This is a genomic window from Psychroserpens sp. BH13MA-6 (genome assembly GCF_052983595.1).
Genome location: NZ_JBRJGE010000006.1, coordinates 141,196 through 159,582, shown reverse-complemented (window position 1 = coordinate 159,582; position 18,387 = coordinate 141,196). Strand labels below are relative to the sequence as shown.

Annotated in this window: 13 protein-coding genes; 4 read left to right on the top strand and 9 right to left on the bottom strand. The window is 37.7% G+C overall.

Annotated features, from left to right (window positions below; translation table 11 throughout):
• Positions 1–42 precede the first annotated feature (42 nt).
• A complete protein-coding gene (locus ACU8DI_RS12900) occupies positions 43–1,317 on the bottom strand; it encodes a hypothetical protein (protein ID WP_447113196.1) in 1,275 nt (424 codons plus the stop codon).
• A 198-nt stretch (positions 1,318–1,515) separates the two neighbouring features.
• On the opposite strand from ACU8DI_RS12900, the gene ACU8DI_RS12895 reads away from it, so the two are divergent.
• From ACU8DI_RS12895 to ACU8DI_RS12885, 3 genes are all read left to right on the top strand, one after another.
• Positions 1,516–2,859, top strand: a complete 1,344-nt coding sequence (locus ACU8DI_RS12895) for a deoxyguanosinetriphosphate triphosphohydrolase (RefSeq protein WP_447113195.1) — start codon at positions 1,516–1,518, stop codon at positions 2,857–2,859.
• Positions 2,860–2,873: 14 nt separating this feature from the next.
• Positions 2,874–5,642, top strand: coding sequence for a T9SS type A sorting domain-containing protein (locus ACU8DI_RS12890; RefSeq protein WP_447113194.1), 2,769 nt, complete (start codon positions 2,874–2,876; stop codon positions 5,640–5,642).
• Between the two features lie 130 nt (positions 5,643–5,772).
• Positions 5,773–5,952: a hypothetical protein gene (locus tag ACU8DI_RS12885; protein WP_447113193.1), complete on the top strand. Its 180-nt coding sequence runs from the start codon at positions 5,773–5,775 to the stop codon at positions 5,950–5,952.
• On the opposite strand, the gene ACU8DI_RS12880 is transcribed toward ACU8DI_RS12885, so the two are convergent.
• Together ACU8DI_RS12880 and ACU8DI_RS12875 are read right to left on the bottom strand one after the other, a co-directional pair.
• On the bottom strand, positions 5,930–7,708 hold the full coding sequence (locus ACU8DI_RS12880; protein ID WP_447113192.1) for a 1-deoxy-D-xylulose-5-phosphate synthase: 1,779 nt from the start codon (positions 7,706–7,708) through the stop codon (positions 5,930–5,932). The genes ACU8DI_RS12885 and ACU8DI_RS12880 overlap by 23 nt on opposite strands.
• Before the next feature lie 22 nt (positions 7,709–7,730).
• On the bottom strand, positions 7,731–8,642 hold the full coding sequence (locus ACU8DI_RS12875) for an energy transducer TonB (RefSeq protein ID WP_447113191.1): 912 nt from the start codon (positions 8,640–8,642) through the stop codon (positions 7,731–7,733).
• Positions 8,643–8,721: 79 nt separating this feature from the next.
• On the opposite strand from ACU8DI_RS12875, the gene ACU8DI_RS12870 reads away from it, so the two are divergent.
• On the top strand, positions 8,722–9,171 hold the full coding sequence (locus tag ACU8DI_RS12870) for a nucleoside deaminase (protein WP_447113190.1): 450 nt from the start codon (positions 8,722–8,724) through the stop codon (positions 9,169–9,171).
• Positions 9,172–9,334: 163 nt separating this feature from the next.
• Here the strand turns inward: ACU8DI_RS12870 and ACU8DI_RS12865 are convergent, their stop codons facing one another.
• The 6 genes from ACU8DI_RS12865 to ACU8DI_RS12840 form a co-directional block, all read right to left on the bottom strand.
• Positions 9,335–9,526, bottom strand: coding sequence for a cold-shock protein (locus ACU8DI_RS12865; RefSeq protein ID WP_008269621.1), 192 nt, complete (start codon positions 9,524–9,526; stop codon positions 9,335–9,337).
• Between the two features lie 152 nt (positions 9,527–9,678).
• Positions 9,679–9,915 carry a hypothetical protein gene (locus ACU8DI_RS12860; RefSeq protein WP_447113189.1) on the bottom strand — a complete coding sequence of 79 codons (237 nt, stop codon included), beginning with the start codon at positions 9,913–9,915 and terminating at the stop codon, positions 9,679–9,681.
• A gap of 20 nt (positions 9,916–9,935) precedes the next feature.
• A complete protein-coding gene (locus tag ACU8DI_RS12855; RefSeq protein WP_447113188.1) occupies positions 9,936–11,714 on the bottom strand; it encodes a chloride channel protein in 1,779 nt (592 codons plus the stop codon).
• Between the two features lie 45 nt (positions 11,715–11,759).
• Positions 11,760–13,514 (bottom strand): aspartate--tRNA ligase, encoded by a 1,755-nt coding sequence (aspS, locus tag ACU8DI_RS12850; protein ID WP_447113187.1) that lies wholly within the window; start codon positions 13,512–13,514, stop codon positions 11,760–11,762.
• 162 nt (positions 13,515–13,676) lie between these two features.
• A complete protein-coding gene (locus ACU8DI_RS12845; protein WP_447113186.1) occupies positions 13,677–17,207 on the bottom strand; it encodes an efflux RND transporter permease subunit in 3,531 nt (1,176 codons plus the stop codon).
• On the bottom strand, positions 17,197–18,387 hold the full coding sequence (locus ACU8DI_RS12840; protein WP_447113185.1) for an efflux RND transporter periplasmic adaptor subunit: 1,191 nt from the start codon (positions 18,385–18,387) through the stop codon (positions 17,197–17,199). The genes ACU8DI_RS12845 and ACU8DI_RS12840 overlap by 11 nt, the downstream gene beginning before the upstream one ends.

The window sequence follows — 18,387 nt, the reverse complement described above, 5'->3', positions numbered from 1 at the left end:
TTTTCTTGTCATATAATACAGTGATAACTCAAAGGGTTTTATTTAGAACCCTAAGCCACCTGCAGTATTTGAGTAAGTCCAAGCCAATTCAGATGTGGTTGCACCAACGGTATTAGCACCTAGAGTAACAGCCGTTGCTGTTGAACCAAAACCAGTCACGGTAACAGTTTCGGCTTTGTTAGCAAAGATACTAGTCACATCTGTAACACCTTCAGGAAGTACAATTTCCCAAGCACCGAATGTTAATAAACCATCATTGTAGTTCGTGGCAACACCATCGTTATCTAATTCTACATCAGAAGATGCTTTAAATCCGAAAGCATAAATATTATTTGTTGCACCTGTAGCACCACTTCTATAATCAGCATACTCCCCATTTTCTGTAGTTAGGTTTCCAATTATAGTAGCATTTTGAAGTGTAAATGAACCATCAGCAGTTCCTTCTGGACCATCAATTTCAAAAGCGTGATCTGAGAAATCACCTAAAACAACGACCGCATTATCAATAGTACCAGAATAAGCCTGATCGATATCTAAAGCGTCATCTCCTTGTGCCCAAACCAATAGGTTAGAAGCGTTAACTGTTCCACCAAAAAATTCAATACCGTCATCAACATTGGCAACAACCTCAACATTGTTAATAGTTGTTCCATTTCCAACACCACCTAATGTTAGACCGTTAATTTCATTACCTTCTCCGATAAGTGCGCCACCATGACGGATAGAGACATAAGAAATAACACCTGAGTTGTCAGCTGCATCACTTCCGCCGTAAAGGCCAAAGGTGTCATCTGCAGGAATTCCTTCTATTTGCGCTTCCGAAATGTCTCCTGAAAAAGAACATGGTGCATTTCCTAATACTATTAAGCCTCCCCAAAGTCCTCTGTCATTTTCATCTAAATTAGTGCCTGCAGTTTCACCACAAGTAATATTATCACTAGTAGATGTGAAGATTATTGGCGAAGTTGCTGTTCCAACCGCATTGATTTTTGCATCTCTTGCGATAATTAAAGCAGAAGCCAACGATCCTGTTCCTGGAGAACCTTTTATAATCGTTCCCGCTTCAATGGTTAATGTAGCGCCATTGTCAACAACGACTTTTTGGTTTAATTGATAGATAGTATCATTGGTCCAAGTCGTATCTTCAGTAATCGCACCTGTGACCGCTACTACTGGACAGTCATTACCAGAGCCATTTCCATTATTGTTATTTATAATGGTTGTTTCTTCTATAATAATAGGAGTGTCATCGTCTTTGAAACATCCAGTAAACACTAGAGAAGAGGCGATTAAAGCGGATAAAAATAATTTTTTCATGATATTTTTTTTAAATAGTTTTTCGTTATTAAAGTATCGGTGCAAAGAAAAGCGTGTATTGTAAAGTCAAGGTTAATTGGGTATTAAACCTAAATCATAAAACTGTTAATGCAGTGTTACCAAAAATTCAATTTTTTAAGTATTGGAAACATTAAATTAACATTGAAACTGTTATCTTGCTGCTGCTAAATTATTTCTATGAATTGGGAACAGTTACTCTCCTTAAAACGTTATGGAGACGCTCATAAACGATTGCGAAAAGAACAAGATGAAACCCGTTTGGGCTTTGAGGTAGATTACGACCGAATTATTTTTTCTTCAGAATTTAGAAGTCTGCAAGACAAAACACAAGTTGTTCCTTTATCCAAGACAGATTTTGTACATACGCGATTGACCCATAGCCTGGAAGTAAGTGTGGTTGGCCGATCTCTAGGAAGAAAAGTAGGCCAAAAACTATTGCGCAAATATCCACATTTACGCGATGTTCACGGCTATCAAATCAATGATTTTGGTGCTATTGTTGCTGCGGCTGCTTTAGCTCATGATATTGGAAATCCACCTTTTGGACATTCTGGCGAAAAAGCCATTGGAGAGTTTTTTAAATCGGGAGAAGGTCGCTATTTTGAGGATCAACTAACGGCCAAACAATATGAAGATCTCTGTAGCTTTGAAGGAAATGCTAATGGTTTTAAAATTTTAACGGAAAGTAGATTAGGTCGTATTGGAGGATTACGGTTGAGTTACGCAACACTAGGAGCCTTTACGAAATACCCTAAAGAGTCCTTACCAAAAAAACCTACAACTCATATTGCCGATAAGAAATACGGTTTTTTTCAGAACGATAAGGCCTTATTTGAGGAGATTGCTTCTGAATTAGGATTAGCAAAACGCGGAGCTGATGACACCATCAGTTTTAGTAGGCACCCACTCGCTTATTTGGTAGAAGCAGCAGATGATATTTGTTACACAATCATTGATTTTGAAGATGGGATTAATTTAGGCCTGATCCAAGAAGAGTTTGCTCTAGAATACTTAATCAACTTGGTACGAGACGATATTCAAACTAAAACATATCAGGCATTAAGCAGTCCGCAAGATCGCTTAAGCTATTTGCGCTCATTGGCTATTAATACCTTAATCAATGAAGCAGTTGACCTATTCATGACCAATGAGTCATCCATTTTAGCGGGTGAATTCGAAAAAGCCTTGATGGACAACAGTTCTTATGAAGCGCAAATTAATGACATCATAAAATTAAGCGTGTCAAAAGTATATCGTTCATCGGAAGTCATAGATAAAGAGATTGTTGGTTATAAGGTAATTAATGAACTTTTAAATATCTTTACAAAATCGGTCATCAATCATCTTAAGGGTGAATTATCGAATTTCGATAAACTTATTCTGAAAGTTTTAGAGCCACATGTAGACTTAGAGAAAGATACTGTTTATGATAGCTTGTTGTCTGTATGTTTTTATATCTCTAAAATGTCTGATAGTAATGCTATGTTGACCTATCAAAAATTAAAAGGAAACCATCTATAATAAAAATTGAAAAAATGAAAAGAAAATTATTAGTGATATCTACAATGGTTACATTACTTGTAGCGGCTGTAGTCATCTTTACAAGCAACCCAGAAAAAAATTATAGGGTAGAGAAGTTAAGGCAGCAGCATGCTTTAAATTTAGAGAAAAGCCCTTTCAAGGAATCACAAAAATTAAGCCGATCGGAAAGAAAAGCACAAGGGTTGCCGCCCAATGCTTACAATGAGCAATTATGGGAATTAACAATGGATCCTGCTACAGGGCGTCCAATGCCTGAGCGTGTTCTTGAATTACAAGAACAATTAAGAGCGCAAAGAGCCATTGAAAGAGGTGTTGGTGGAGAGAGTACCAACCCATGGATTGATAGAGGTCCAAATAATCAAGGTGGACGTACGCGAGGTATCATGTTTGATCCTAACGATGTAGGTAATGCTAATCCGAGTGACGATTATACACGAGTATTCGCTGGAGGCGTTTCAGGAGGACTATGGGTCAATGATGATATTACAGATCCTAATGCTTCTTGGTCGCTCGTGACAGGATTACAAGCGAATATTTCAGTGATTAAGATAATTGCAGATCCAAATGATAGTAATGTCTTTTACATTGCTTCAGGAGAGTCTTTTACGTTTCAATCCGTTGCTGTTGGTAGAGGCGTTTGGAAGTCTGAAGACGCAGGAGTGACATGGACCAATATTTTTGGTGGGTATGACAGTTTTGCAACCCTTGGCGGACAAGGATTTATCAATGGTATTTTTTATGTAAACGACATTGTAGCAAGAGATAATAATGGTGTTACTGAACTATACGCAGGTATTGTAGGTAAACAATATTTTGATGCAGCGAGTCCTGCAAATTTTCAGGGAATTGCAGAACAAGGTCTTTATAAATCTGTAGATGGTGGTGCTAATTGGAACCGCTTTAATATCACACATCCAGATGGCAGTTTTAAAAATCCAAGTGACATTGAAATTGATATAAATAATAACGTTTGGTTTACGACCACTAGTAATGCGCTGGGCAACTTAGGTGGTGACATCTATGTTTCAAGTGATGGTGTGACATTCAACCTTATTCAGAACATCAGTAACGCAAGAAGAACAGAGATTGAAATATCAAGCACAGATCCAAATAGAATATGGGTAGCTGCAGCTGTTGGTAATGGTGTTGGGTTATTTACAACGACAGACGGATTTGCAATGCCTGCGAACTTCACTGCGATGAATTTACCTGTTGACGCAGATACTGCTACAATTCCTGCTGGTGATTTTACTAGAGGTCAGGCATTTTACGATTTAGTCATAGAGGCCGATGACAACAATAAATTATATGTTGGTGGGATTGATTTATTCACATCAAGTACGAACGGAGCAGTTTGGTCTCAAATTTCCGAGTGGTATAACATTGGTGGTTTAACAGCATCTTTAGTTCATGCCGATCAACATGCCATGGTGTTTAGACCTGGCTCTAATGGCAATGAAGCTGTTTTTGGAAATGATGGTGGTGTTTATTATGCCGCTAATTTAAATGCTGCGGTTAACAATACAAATGTTATTCAGCCAAGAAATAAAGATTACAATACGACCCAGTTTTATTTTGGTGCGATTGATGAGTCCACTCTTGATGATAATTTTGGAGGAGGTCTTCAGGACAACGGGTCTATGTTTATAACAAATGGAGTAGCAGGTGCTAATAGTTTTACTGAAATTAGAGGTGGAGATGGTGCATATACTGAAATTGATGATTCTGGGACTTATGCCATTTTATCCAACCCTGGAAATGATCATTATTTATATGCTTTCCCTAGCTTAACAGGAGGGTTACCGCTTTCAAATAATGGTGGTGGTAGCTTTGTGAACCAAGCGGCACTTGATAAAAACTTAGATATCTTATATGTCAACTCAACTTCAGGTACTGCAAGTATCGAGCGAATAGCTGAGTTTTTACCGGGAGGTGCTGCACAAACAAATACGGCAATTACTAGTCCTTTATTGAATTCATCGCCTAGTGCTATGAAGGTTTCACCGTTTTCTACTGGATCTTCAACCTTATTTGTGGGCTTGAGAAATGGTCGATTGTTGAAATGTGCATTTGCTAATTTTAACCCAATTTTTACAAATATCTCTGGTCCTAGTTTTATTGGAAGTATCTCAGATATTGAGTTTGGAACTAGTGAAAATGAGATTTTTGTAACCATGCATAATTACGGTGTTCAAAGTATTTGGTTTACGGATGATGGTGGCGCTTCTTGGAGAAGTTTAGAAGGTAACTTACCAGATTTACCAGTGAAATGTATATTACAAAATCCTCTTATACCACAAGAATTAATTATTGGAACCGATTTAGGTGTTTGGGCAACTGCGGATTATACAGTAACCAATCCAACTTGGGTACAAGCTTATAATGGGATGAGTGATGTCCAAGTATTGGATTTAGATTTGAGAGCTTTAGATAATACGGTTTTAGCGACTACACATGGTAGAGGTTTATTTACAAGTCAGTTCACAGCACAACCTTTGAGTGTCGTAGAAAGTGAATTTGATGCCAACTTGATATCTTTATTCCCAACAGTATCGGAGGGATTAATCACGATTAAATCTGAAAAAGATCTCGGTGATTCAACAATTAGAGTGTATAACTTAAACGGTCAAAATGTTTTCAATACACAAATGTATTTGTCTTCAAATAATAACGACTTGGACCTAAACCTAAGTGCTGGTATTTACTTTGTTAATATTAGTGTTGATAATTATTCTGAAACCAAGAAAATCATCATTAAATAAATAGCATCTTTGTTAGAAGAAGGGAACTTTAGGGTTCCCTTTTTTATTCGATGTGCATTTCATCGAATAAATTTGTATTTGAACGAGAATTGGCTATATTTGTTTAACCTTAATCATAAAACCTACTCTTATGAAAAAAAATATTCTTGGCGCAGCTGTCATTTTTTTTGTAACATTAGCCTTTCTGTTAATGTTAGATGACATCACTAGCAATGGTCATCAAGAACCTCAAATTAATGTTGAGGTTTACGATTCTAATATCAATGATCAACAACCAAATATGGCTACTACTGATAACGAAGAACAATAGCGTTAAAAACCATAGATAAATTTTCAACATCAATCTTAACGGATTGATGTTGTTGTTTTATAGAGGCATGTTCTACAAAATGATCTTGAACCCCCAAGATTTTAACAGGAATTGTATAGTGGTGTTGTGATGCAAATTCTAAAATAGCACTACCAAAACCGCCAATAATAGTGCCGTCTTCCACTGTAATAATATGTTTATAAGTTTGGAATATCGCATGAAGCAACGCCTCATCAAGGGGTTTGACAAATCGCATATCGTAATGTGCTATTTTATCAGAATCTTGACATTTTAATATGGCCTCTTCAACATTATGTGCGATGGTACCAATGGTAAGTACGGCAATGGTATCACCTTTTCTAATCATAGCACCTTTACCTATTGTAATTTTAGAAAATGGCTGTTGCCAGTCTATGATATGCCCTCTACCGCGAGGGTATCTTATGGCTAATGGAGCGTTTAAACCTAATTGGGCGTTATAGAGTATATTGCGGAGTTCCAATGCATTTCTTGGCGCAAATATGATCATGTTCGGCACACATCGTAAATATGCTAAATCATAAACACCATGATGTGTTGCACCATCCTCACCAACCAGACCTGCACGATCTAAACAAAATATAACGGGTAGTTTTTGTATGGCAACATCATGAATGACTTGGTCGTAAGCGCGTTGAAGGAAGGTTGAATAAATATTGCAATATGGAATTAATCCTTGTGTAGCCATACCTGCTGCTAAGGTCACCGCATGCTGCTCGGCAATACCAACATCAAACGCGCGATCAGGTATTTCCTCCATCATATATTTTAAAGAGCTTCCCGTTGGCATGGCAGGTGTAATTCCAATAATATTTTTATTGGTTTTGGCCAGTTCCACAATGGTATGCCCAAACACATCTTGAAATTTTGGAGGTTCAACCCTGTCTTCTTTCGGTAAAAGATCTCCCGTTTGTGCATTGAACTTACCAGGAGCATGATACCTCACCTGATCAGCTTCGGCTTGTTTTAGTCCTTTTCCTTTGGTAGTAATAACGTGTAAAAACTTTGGTCCTTGGACCGTTTTTAAACGTTCTAATTCTGAAATTAAAGTCTTCAGATCATGACCATCTATGGGTCCTGAATAATCAAAGTTTAGTGCTTCAAATATATTGTCTTGCTTCTCTTTTCCTTTTTTAACGTTGGTTAAATATTGCTTCAAAGCTCCAACACTTGGATCAATACCAATAGCATTATCATTTAACACCACCAATAGGTTGGCATTAGTGACACCTGCATGATTAAGACCTTCAAAAGCCATTCCGCTAGCAATGGAAGCATCACCAATGACGGCAATATGATGTGTCTCTTCACCTTTTAATTGAGAAGCAATCGCCATGCCTAAGGCCGCTGATATAGAAGTTGAGGAGTGTCCAACACCAAACGTATCGTACTTACTCTCATCTCGCTTTGGAAAACCACTAATCCCACCTTTTTGTCTGTTGGTATGAAAATTAGCTTTCCTGCCTGTTATAATTTTATGTCCGTAAGCTTGATGTCCAACATCCCAAATAAGTTGGTCTGTTGGTGTGTTGAATACATAATGAATCGCTAAAGTTAACTCAACCACTCCTAGACTAGCACCTAAATGGCCTTCTTTAGTGGCAACAATATCAATAATGAATTCACGTAACTCTTTGGCGAGTTGTGGAAGTTGCTCTAGATCTAATTTTCGCAGATCTTTTGGGAAATTTATATGGTCTAATAATGAGTTGTGCACATTGCAAAAATACGAGAATTAATTAGTCTTCAATATCAAACATGATGGGTAAATTATACGTCATCTGAACAGGTTTACCATCATTTGTTGCTGGAATAAATTGCGGTAGTAATTCAATCACGCGTTCAGTCTCTTTTTCAAACCATTTATGAGGTGCTCTTACAAGAATATTATTGACATTTCCATTTTCATCAATTGTAAACTGTGTGTGTATTCTTTGTCTTCCTTTAAGCGTAATAGGACCTTGAGATATTTTAAAATTGTCATTAACAAATTGTGATATTTTGTTTTGGAAGCGTTCTCTTTTTTCTTGAATTGTTAAGCCTTGAGGCGTGTCTTTAAACTCAGGAGGTACTTCTACAGCATACCAAGACATAGGTTGCTTAGGATCCACTTCTTCTAAAATCATCATGCCTTCAACCATTACGATATCTCCCATAACTGGAATTGTTGGTGCTTCTATTTTAGGTGTTTTAGCGATAGTACTATCCGCCTTTTTAAGCGTAGTTGCATTAGTCGAAGAATCAACGGCTGGCTCTACTTCAGTTTTTGTTGAGTTTATTCCCTGATCAATAATCTCCACACTATCTATTTTTTTAGGTTGTCCTTTGTTGTCAGAACAGCTTAACAACGATGTTCCCATGGCTAATAAAAGGGCGAGTAAGAACAGTTTATGAAAAGACATGCGCTCCTCAAACACGGTATTATAAATCTGTAAATTAACGGTGTCTAACTGTGATTGTTTGATATGTCCACAAATACGTTGTTGTTTATGATGATGAATAAAATCTTGCACTTCGGAAGCGGTCATCGTCGTGAAATCGATAACCGTTTTTGAACAGGATTGACAAAAACGTCCTTTGTCACTAGGGGTCATATCAGACCAGTTCTCATGACATGGTTTGGGAATGGATAGTGCGTAGCGTGGTTTCATAGTGGAATAGTTTCTTGAATAGCATCAAATGTCTTGCCATCTTTAGAACGAATTCATTAAGAATTGTATTTTTACAACTATGGAAAACCCATTTGATGATACTTATTTTATGAAAAAAGCCTTGCAGGAGGCTGAAGATGCTTTTGACAAAGGTGAAATTCCTGTGGGTGCTGTGATTGTTATTAATGATCGGATTATTGCCAGAGCGCATAATTTGACGGAACTTTTAAATGATGTCACAGCTCATGCTGAAATGCAAGCTATTACTGCAGCTGCTAATTTTTTAGGTGGTAAATACCTTCGGGATTGTACACTTTATGTGACTTTGGAACCGTGCCAGATGTGTGCTGGTGCCTTGTACTGGAGTCAGATTTCTAAAATAGTCTACGGTGCCAGGGATGAGCAACGTGGTTGTATTGCTTTAGCAAGTAAATTGCACCCAAAAACCGTGATGGTAGGCGGTGTACTTGAAGCAGAATCTGCCGAATTACTGAAACGGTTTTTTATTCAAAAACGCAATCTCAACTAATGACTTTTCATTGCGTTAAGGATGGAGGTCTTGTTGGAGCTCTCCCAAAGCATTGGGAAGCGACGACCGAGAGCCTGACCAAACAAGGTTTGGTAACGCCCAAATAGGCACAAAAAAACGCCTAACTTTCGTTAGACGTTGAAACTGTAATAAAGTATATCTCTTAAAGAACTTGCACGTTAGCCGCGACCATTCCTTTTCTTCCTTCTTCTTCTGTGTACTCTACATTATCGCCTTCGCGCAATTCAACACCATTAAGGTTTGATACGTGTACGAAAATGTCTTTTCCTGTTTCTTCGTTGGTAATGAATCCAAATCCTTTTGAATCATTAAAAAATTTAACTGTTCCAGTCATTGTAAAAAAATATAAAAATTAAGTTACAAATGTACATTATAATATGATGCGATGTGTTAATTAATTGTAATTTTTTAAATAATTGAAAATTAACACATTAAATACGGACTTTGTTATGAATTTCTGAAGTTATTAACCATAAAAGGTTAAAATCAATACTTTTTTTCTTTTTGATTTTCACGCATCTTATCTAAGTTTTCTTGGCTGAGCATGTAATCTTTGATGTTTTTATCTTTCCATCGATGGTAACCAAAAAGCGGAAAAACCACAACGAAAAGACCCATAACTCCAAACCCAATCAATTTTTCTGAATAGTTCACTTCAAGAAGGAAGCCACCAAGAATACTTCCTAAGGACAATAATAAACAGATAAGAATGATGTATTTCATAGGTTTAGGGTTTAAGTCATTTAAGATGTAAAATTAATTAATTCACGTCGATAAGCAGTGAGTAATTTTGATTTAGATACAAAGCCAAAATAACTGCCTTTTTTGATGACTGGAAGATTCCATGCACCGCTATCCTGAAATTTGCGCATCACTTCTTTCATGGAATCTGTTTCATAGAAAATATGATCAGGCGGACTATGCATAAACGTTTCTACGGAAGTGGTGTCGTAAAGGGATTGATCAAACATCACGGTTCGAATATCATCTAAAAGGATGATACCTACGAGAAATTTATTTTCATCGACGACAGGAAATAAGTTACGGCTAGATTTTGCGACACCTTGATGCAGCATGTCACCTAGAGACATTTCTGGATGAAGGATGGTGAAATCTTGTTCAATAACAGTATCCAACTTCATAAGCGTCAATACCGATTGGTCTTTGTCGTGTGTTAAAAGAGCTCCTTTTTCAGCAAGTTCTTTGGTGTAAATGGTATGATCAACAGCATTTTTGGTAATGATAAAGGACATGGAAACTGTAATCATCAAAGGCACAAATAATTGATAGCCACCTGTAATTTCTGCGATTAAAAAAATAGCAGTTAAAGGTGCATGTAACACACCTGCAATCAGTCCTGCCATTCCAATGAGGGTAAAATTAGATTCAGACACTTGGAAACCAAAACCTAAATTATTGATAATTTTGGCGACGACATTTCCTAAGGCACTTCCCATCACCATTGTAGGAATGATAATACCACCTGCACCTCCAGCAGCAAAGGTGGTCGTCATAGCAATCGCCTTAAAAATAGTAATACCAAAGAGTAGGGCAATGACCACCCAAATACTATCCAAATAATCATCGAAGGGCGTTTTCCCTAAGGCATGAAGATGGTTGCCATCGAGCAGGTCGTTAATAAAACCAAAACCTTCACCGTATAGTGGAGGAATAAAATACAGCATGACTCCTATAGCTAATCCGCCCACAATTAATTTTTGGCCACTTGTTTTAAAGCGTTCAAAAAACTTATAAACGCCAAAATACATTTTGGAAAAATAGATGGAGGCAATACCAGTTCCAATGCCAAGTACAATAAAAAAAAGGGTGTCTCTCAAAGCAAATGGTTGGGACACGTGATAATTAAATAAAACACCATTACCCAAGAAAAAGTAAGAGGTTAAAACCGATGACACCGAAGCAATCAATAAAGGTAATAGCGAAGCGAAGGTGAGGTCAAGACTAAATACTTCTACAGCAAATATGATAGCAGCGATAGGTGATTGAAAAATAGAGGCAATGGCACCAGCAGCAGCACAGCCAATTAATAAGGTTCGTGTTTTTCTGTCTACATGAAAGAGTTGCCCAATATTGGAGCTCACTGCAGAAGCAGAAGCGATAGCTGGACCGAGTAATCCTACCGAACCACCAAATCCAGCGGTTAGCGGAGCGGTTATTAAGGGGAGGTAGATTTTACTTCGTTTGAGCATGCCATTTTTTTTGGATAGCGAAAATAAAATGCTCGGTATCGCGTGCTCCACTTTTTGTTTAGAAACATATTTGGCAAATAGATACACTAACCAAAGTCCGATAACCGGTAAGATGAAATAAATGCTATTTTGAGAGATAATAATGCCTTTTTCCAAAAACCATTCAATAGCGTAGGTGATGTTTTTAATGGTTACTGATACCAAGCCAGAAAGCAGCCCGATAAGGATAGCCAATAGTAGAATGAAGTTTTTCTGCGAGATATATTTATATCGCAAAATGAGCAAACGCTTTATGAGGTTTTGGTTTGGCATAGATTAAATCTACTAAAAAATCCTGCATGAAGCAGGATTTAATATTTAAGATTTTAAGTTGAGTTTTAAACTTAATTCTTTTAGTTGATCATCATCAATGGGAGCAGGCGCATCAATCATGACATCGCGACCGTTATTATTTTTAGGAAAGGCAATAAAATCCCTGATGGTTTCTTGTCCGCCCAATATGGCTACTAATCGGTCTAAACCAAAGGCAAGTCCACCGTGAGGTGGTGCGCCATATTGAAAGGCATCCATTAAGAATCCAAATTGTGCTTTCGCTTCCTCTTCCGTAAAGCCGAGATAGTCAAACATCAAGGCTTGCGTTTCTTTATCGTGTATACGAATAGAACCTCCACCAATTTCATTTCCGTTGAGCACCAAGTCATAGGCATTCGCTTTTACAGCGCCTGGATCTGTTTTTAATAATTCAATTTGTCCTGGCTTAGGAGCTGTAAATGGGTGGTGCATAGCATGGTAACGCTCGGTTTCTTCATCCCATTCTAAAAGCGGGAAGTCCATAACCCAAAGTGGCGCAAATTCATTTGGTTTGCGCAAGCCTAATCTTTCTGCCATTTCCATTCGGACAGCGCTCAACTGCGTCCTTACTTTATCCCTGTTCCCAGAAAGCACACAAATTAAATCACCAGGTTGTGCGCCAGTGACTTTAGCCCATTTTGCTAAATCCTCTTGATCATAAAATTTATCTACTGAAGACTTGAAAGATCCATCGTCATTATATCTACAATACACCATGCCCAACGCTCCAATCTGAGGTCTTTTGACCCAATCAATGAGTTTGTCAATCTCTTTTCTCGTATAACTATTTCCGCCAGGAACTGCAATACCAACGACTAATTCGGCACTGTTAAATACATTGAAATCTTTATGTTGAGCAACCTCGTTTAATTCACCAAATTGCATACCGAAGCGAATATCAGGTTTGTCATTTCCGTAGAGTCGCATGGCATCGTCATACAATAATCGTGGGAATTTATCCACCTCAATACCATTAATTTCTTTTAATAAATGACGCGTAAGTCCTTCAAAAGCGTTGAGAATATCTTCTTGTTCGATAAAGGCCATTTCACAATCAATTTGCGTAAATTCTGGCTGTCTATCGGCACGTAGATCTTCATCTCTGAAGCATTTTACTATTTGAAAATACTTGTCCATACCGCCTACCATCAACAATTGTTTGAAAGTTTGCGGTGATTGAGGTAAGGCATAAAACTGACCTTCATTCATACGAGATGGCACCACAAAATCGCGAGCACCTTCAGGTGTTGATTTAATTAAATAAGGTGTTTCAACCTCGATAAACCCTTCTTTTGATAGATAGTTTCTTACTTCTTGAGTCACTTTATGTCTAAATATCAAGCTATTTTTTACAGGATTTCTACGGATATCCAAATAGCGATATTTCATTCGCAATTCTTCGCCACCATCGGTTTGGTCTTCAATTGTAAATGGCGGTAACAAGGCTTTGTTTAAAATGGTTAATTCTGAAACGAGGATTTCGATATCACCTGTAGGGATATTTGGATTTTTAGACGCACGTTCAATCACTTTGCCCTTTACTTGAATCACGAATTCACGACCAAGATCCTGCGCTTGAGTCATCATTTCCTTGGAAGTACGCTCTTCGTCAAACACTAATTGTGTAATTCCGTAACGATCTCTAAGATCGACCCAAACAATAAATCCTTTATCTCGTGATTTTTGAACCCAACCAGCTAATGTAATCTCTGTATTGATGTGTGATGCTCTTAGCTCACCACAGTTATGACTTCTATACATATCAAAATTTTAATCCTGCAAATTTAAGGAAGTTAAATGAGTATTGAATAAAAAAGCCTCAACAATTGTCGAGGCTTTTCTGCTATTAATCAAACCTTTTCTAATTCCCTAAAAAGGTTCTTTTCACAATGATGAAACATCCATTGTGTTTTGTTAGAATTGTTATTCAATTCTTTTATCCATGTTAAAAATTTCTTGTTGCAGTAAGTCGTCTTCAAGTGTCTCATTTTTATGAGCACCTTTCATCCACATCTTAAGCCTAGTGGCTAAATAGAATAAAATAGGAACAACTATTAATGTTAGGAAGGTTGCCACGAACAATCCGTAGATAACAGTCCATGCTAATGGTCCCCAAAACACGACGTTATCACCTCCCATATAAATATTTGGATCAAAATCTGAAAACAGTGTAAAGAAGTTGATGTTCAGTCCGATAGCTAATGGGATCAATCCCAAAATGGTAGTGATGGCTGTTAATAGTACAGGTCTTAAACGCGCTTTACCAGCCTTAACAATTGCTTCAAAAAGATCGTCCTTGGTTAAAAATTCATCTTCGTCTAGATCCAGTTCATTCTTTTTTCTATCGATAAGAAGCTGTGCGTAATCTAACAGTACTACACCATTATTCACAACAATACCCGCTAGGGAAATAATACCAACCATGGTCATCATAATCACGAAGGCTTTACCAGTGATAACCAAACCTCCGAATACACCTATCAAACTCAAAAAGATTGCCAACATGATAATAGCAGGTTTGGAAATAGAGTTAAACTGAAATATCAAGATAAAGAAAATCAATCCTAAGCCCGTAAAAAACGCACCCATTAAGAAGGCCATTTGTTTATTCTGCTCTTCTATTTGTCCGGTATAATCAATCTTAATGTCTTCTGGAAGCTCGTCGTAGCTTTTCATTTCATTCTGAATTTGAGCTACAATCGCTCCGGCATCGGTGTAACCTGGTGCTAGTGCTGAATACACGGTAACGACACGCTTGGTGTCTTTGTGCTTGATGGCACTAAAGCCAGAATTATTTTTTTGTTTTGCTACTGCCGACAAAGGAATCTCCTTAATTTGTCCGGTATTATCCCTAAATGTAATATTCTGATTGAACAAGGCGCTCACATTATAACGATTCGACTCATTAAATCGCACATAAATATCGTAGTCATCACCATCTTCTTTATAGATACCAGCTTTTGAACCGAAAATTGAATTACGTAGCTGTTGTCCAACTTGAGAGGCACTAATACCGAGTTCCCCTGCCTTTTCACGATCTACTTGAACGACCATAGTAGGTTTGTCCTTATTGACATCTATTTTAAGTTCGTCGATACCAGCGACATTTCTTGAGTTGATAAATTCCCGCATTTTTTCAGCAGTAGCAATCAATTCATTATAGTCATCACCTTCAATTTCAATATTGATCGGCGCACCAGCTGGTGGTCCGTTAGCATCTTTTTCTACTGAAATTAAAACGCCTGGATAAATACCAACCAAAGCTTCCTGAACTTTTTGGCGTAACAATTCGCTATCTTCACCGCGACGATACTTATATTCACGCATAGAAGCTGTAATCTTTGCTTTATGTGGCATTTCTGCAGCAGAACCACCATCTGTCTGTGGGTTTCCTGCACCTTCTCCAACTTGAGACACAGCACTTTCCACTAAGAAATTTCTACCATCATCCATGTACTGATCTTGATTGATCACCTTATACACGCGTTCTTCGATCTGTTTTGTAATCGCATTTGTTTTCTCGATGGCAGTTCCTTGTGGGTATTCGATATAAACAATAATTTGATTTGGCTTATTATCTGGGAAGAACTCTACTTTGGTTCGTTGCATCCCCAATGACATTCCGAAGGCTACTACGGCTGCGAATAAAAGGAAGAATGTCCCAAACGTTAATAGGTACGGTTTTTTCTTAGACAAGGCCCAGCGCAGTTGATTTTCGTACCAACCTTCTAATCTTACTAGGGCTTTATTCTGGAAACTATTGGCCCAATCTCTAATGAAAAAACGGTAAGCCCATAACATGATGGCTGTAAAAATCATAATGGTTCCGAGTCCTCTGTAGGGTCCGCCAACGAGAAGAATCACGATACCAACAACAGCCACAATACTCGTCGTTTTTATAATTTGTTTGAGAGGCATATCCTTATCTTCAATCGTCATATATCTCGATACTAATACAGAGTTAAAGAAGATAGCTACGAATAAAGATGAACCCAATACAATGGACAGGGTGATTGGTAGAATTTTCATAAACTCACCCATAATTCCAGGCCAAAGTCCTAACGGAACAAAAGCTGCGACCGTAGTTAAGGTAGAGATGATAATTGGAAAGGCGATTTCTCCAATCCCTTTTTTAGCTGCTTCAATGCGGCTCATGCCTTCTTCATCCATCAAGCGGTAAACATTTTCAACGACTACAATCCCATTATCTACTAACATTCCCAATCCCATAATTAGTCCAAATAAGACCATCGTATTCAAACTGTAACCTATAAGATTTAGAATCATCAAGGACATAAACATGGACATAGGAATGGCAAATCCGACGAATAACGCGTTTTTAAAGCCTAAGAAAAACATCAGAACAGTGACTACCAGAATGACACCAAAAATAATGTTATTAACCAAGTCGTCTACCTGTCCGATAGTTACAGAAGATTGGTCATTGGTAATGGATACTTCCAAGTCTTGAGGAAAGACATTTTCAACCGCATTTTGAACAATCACTTGAATTTGCTCTGCTGCAGCTACCATGTTTTTACCAGCTCGTTTTTTAACATCAAGCATGACAACAGGCTCTCCAGATTTTCTTGCAAATGTCGTTTTGTCTTCTTCTTTGAAGGAGACTTCTGCCACATCCTTTAAATAAATGGCATTGCCATTTTCAGATTTTACGACAAAATTTTTCAATTCTGAAGGGTCATCAATTTCACCAAGGATTCGTATGGTACGACGTTGTCCACTGGCTTTTAAATTTCCGGCAGACATCGTCACATTACCTGCGTTTATAGCACCAATCACATCGTTAAAGGTCACTTTAGCAGCCATCATTTTATAGATATCCACAGCAACTTCTACTTCTTTTTCCTGAGCACCTCGAATATCGGCTTTTTTAATTTCCATTAAATCTTCAATTTCATCTTGAAGATATTCGGCATAATCTTTTAATTTTTCTACCGGGTAATCACCAGAGATATTAATATTCAGGATGGGCATTTCTTCAGAAAGGCTAAGTTCAAACACATCAGGTTCGACTTTTGCACCGTTAAAGGTTGGCCAATCTTCACTAGAGGTTTCAGAATCAATTTCATCTTTTACCTTTTGCTTTGCTTGTTCTACCGTAAGATGTTCATCAAATTCAACAATCAACATGGAATAATCTTCTTGCGATGTTGACGTAATTTCTACAACGTTACTCACCGTTTTAAGCTTATCCTCTAGAGGGTCAGTGATGAGTTTTTCGATATCTTCAGCGGTATTTCCTGGGAATACGGAACTTACATAGATCTTCGTTTCATTCACCTCAGGGAAATTCTCTCGAGGCATGCTGAAAAATGCTGTAATTCCCAGATAGAAAAACACCGCAATCAAGACATACATCGTCGTTTTATTGTTAATGGCCCACGACGACAGTCCAAATTCCTTGTCTGTATTTTTTTTCTTTTTAGTTGTCATTCGCTTCGGTTTCATAGTTAATTACTTCAACAGACTGTCCGTCTCTAACACTTCTTGCGCCTTCCATGATAATTTCGGCACCACTGTCAATACCGTTTAAAACTTCAATGACATCGCCTTGGGTTTTTCCGGTTTCCACGATAACACGCGTAGCCGTTCCAATACCTTCAGCATTTTTATTCATGACCACATAAATATATTGTTCTCCTTCAGCATTTTCAGAAATAACGCTTTGTGGAATCAACAAGGCATTCTCATTTGTATAATCGTTAATCTGAAGTCTTGCCGTTAAATTAGGTTTGATACTTTTGTCATTGTTAGGAACACCTATTTCTACCTTAAATGTTCTATTTGCTGGATTAATAACGTCACCAGCTTGTCGGATTTTTGTGTCCAAAGTCTTTCCTAAAACAGGGAGTTCAACCTTCACGTCTTTACCTTTAACGACATCAGAAACATAGCGTTCAGGAACTTCTGTCTCAATGTACATGTCATCTAAATTAACAATGCGCATCAAAGGGGTTTGACCTGCTGCTACAACACTTCCTTGTTCAGTAATTACATCATCAATAGAACCAGAAAATGGCGCTCTAACCGTTGTTTTTGCAATCTGCTGTTGCAATTGACTCACGGCTTTTTGTTGTGATTCGTAAGTAGATTTAGCTTGTAAGTACTGAATTTCACTACCGATATTTTGTTCCCAAAGGCGCTTTTGACGTTCAAAGGTTGTTCGTGCTAATTCTGACTGTATTTCCAATTGTGCTAACTGCTGACTTAATCCACCGTCATCAATTTTAGCTAATATTTGACCTCTACTCACTTTTTGTCCCTCTTTCACATACACGTTTGTTAAGATGCCATTGTATTCGGGTGTAATGACCAAGAGGTTTTTAGTCGTCACGTTTCCTTGTAATTCAAGAACGTGATTAAACACCTCGGTTTTAGCTTTGAAAGTGGTGATTAACGGGATGTGTTTGACCGTATCCAGCGTCTGTATTTTCTCATCCAATAGTTTGATTTGTTCATTCAGCGCTTGTTGCTGATTGACCAGTTCTCCTCTTTTTTTTCTTACGGTTTCTAAATTTTCACTTTCTAGGACATTCTCTACGGAATTTTTCTTTTCACCTCCACAGGAGACCAATAAAAGTGTAAGGGCTATAATTGAATAGATATTTTTCAT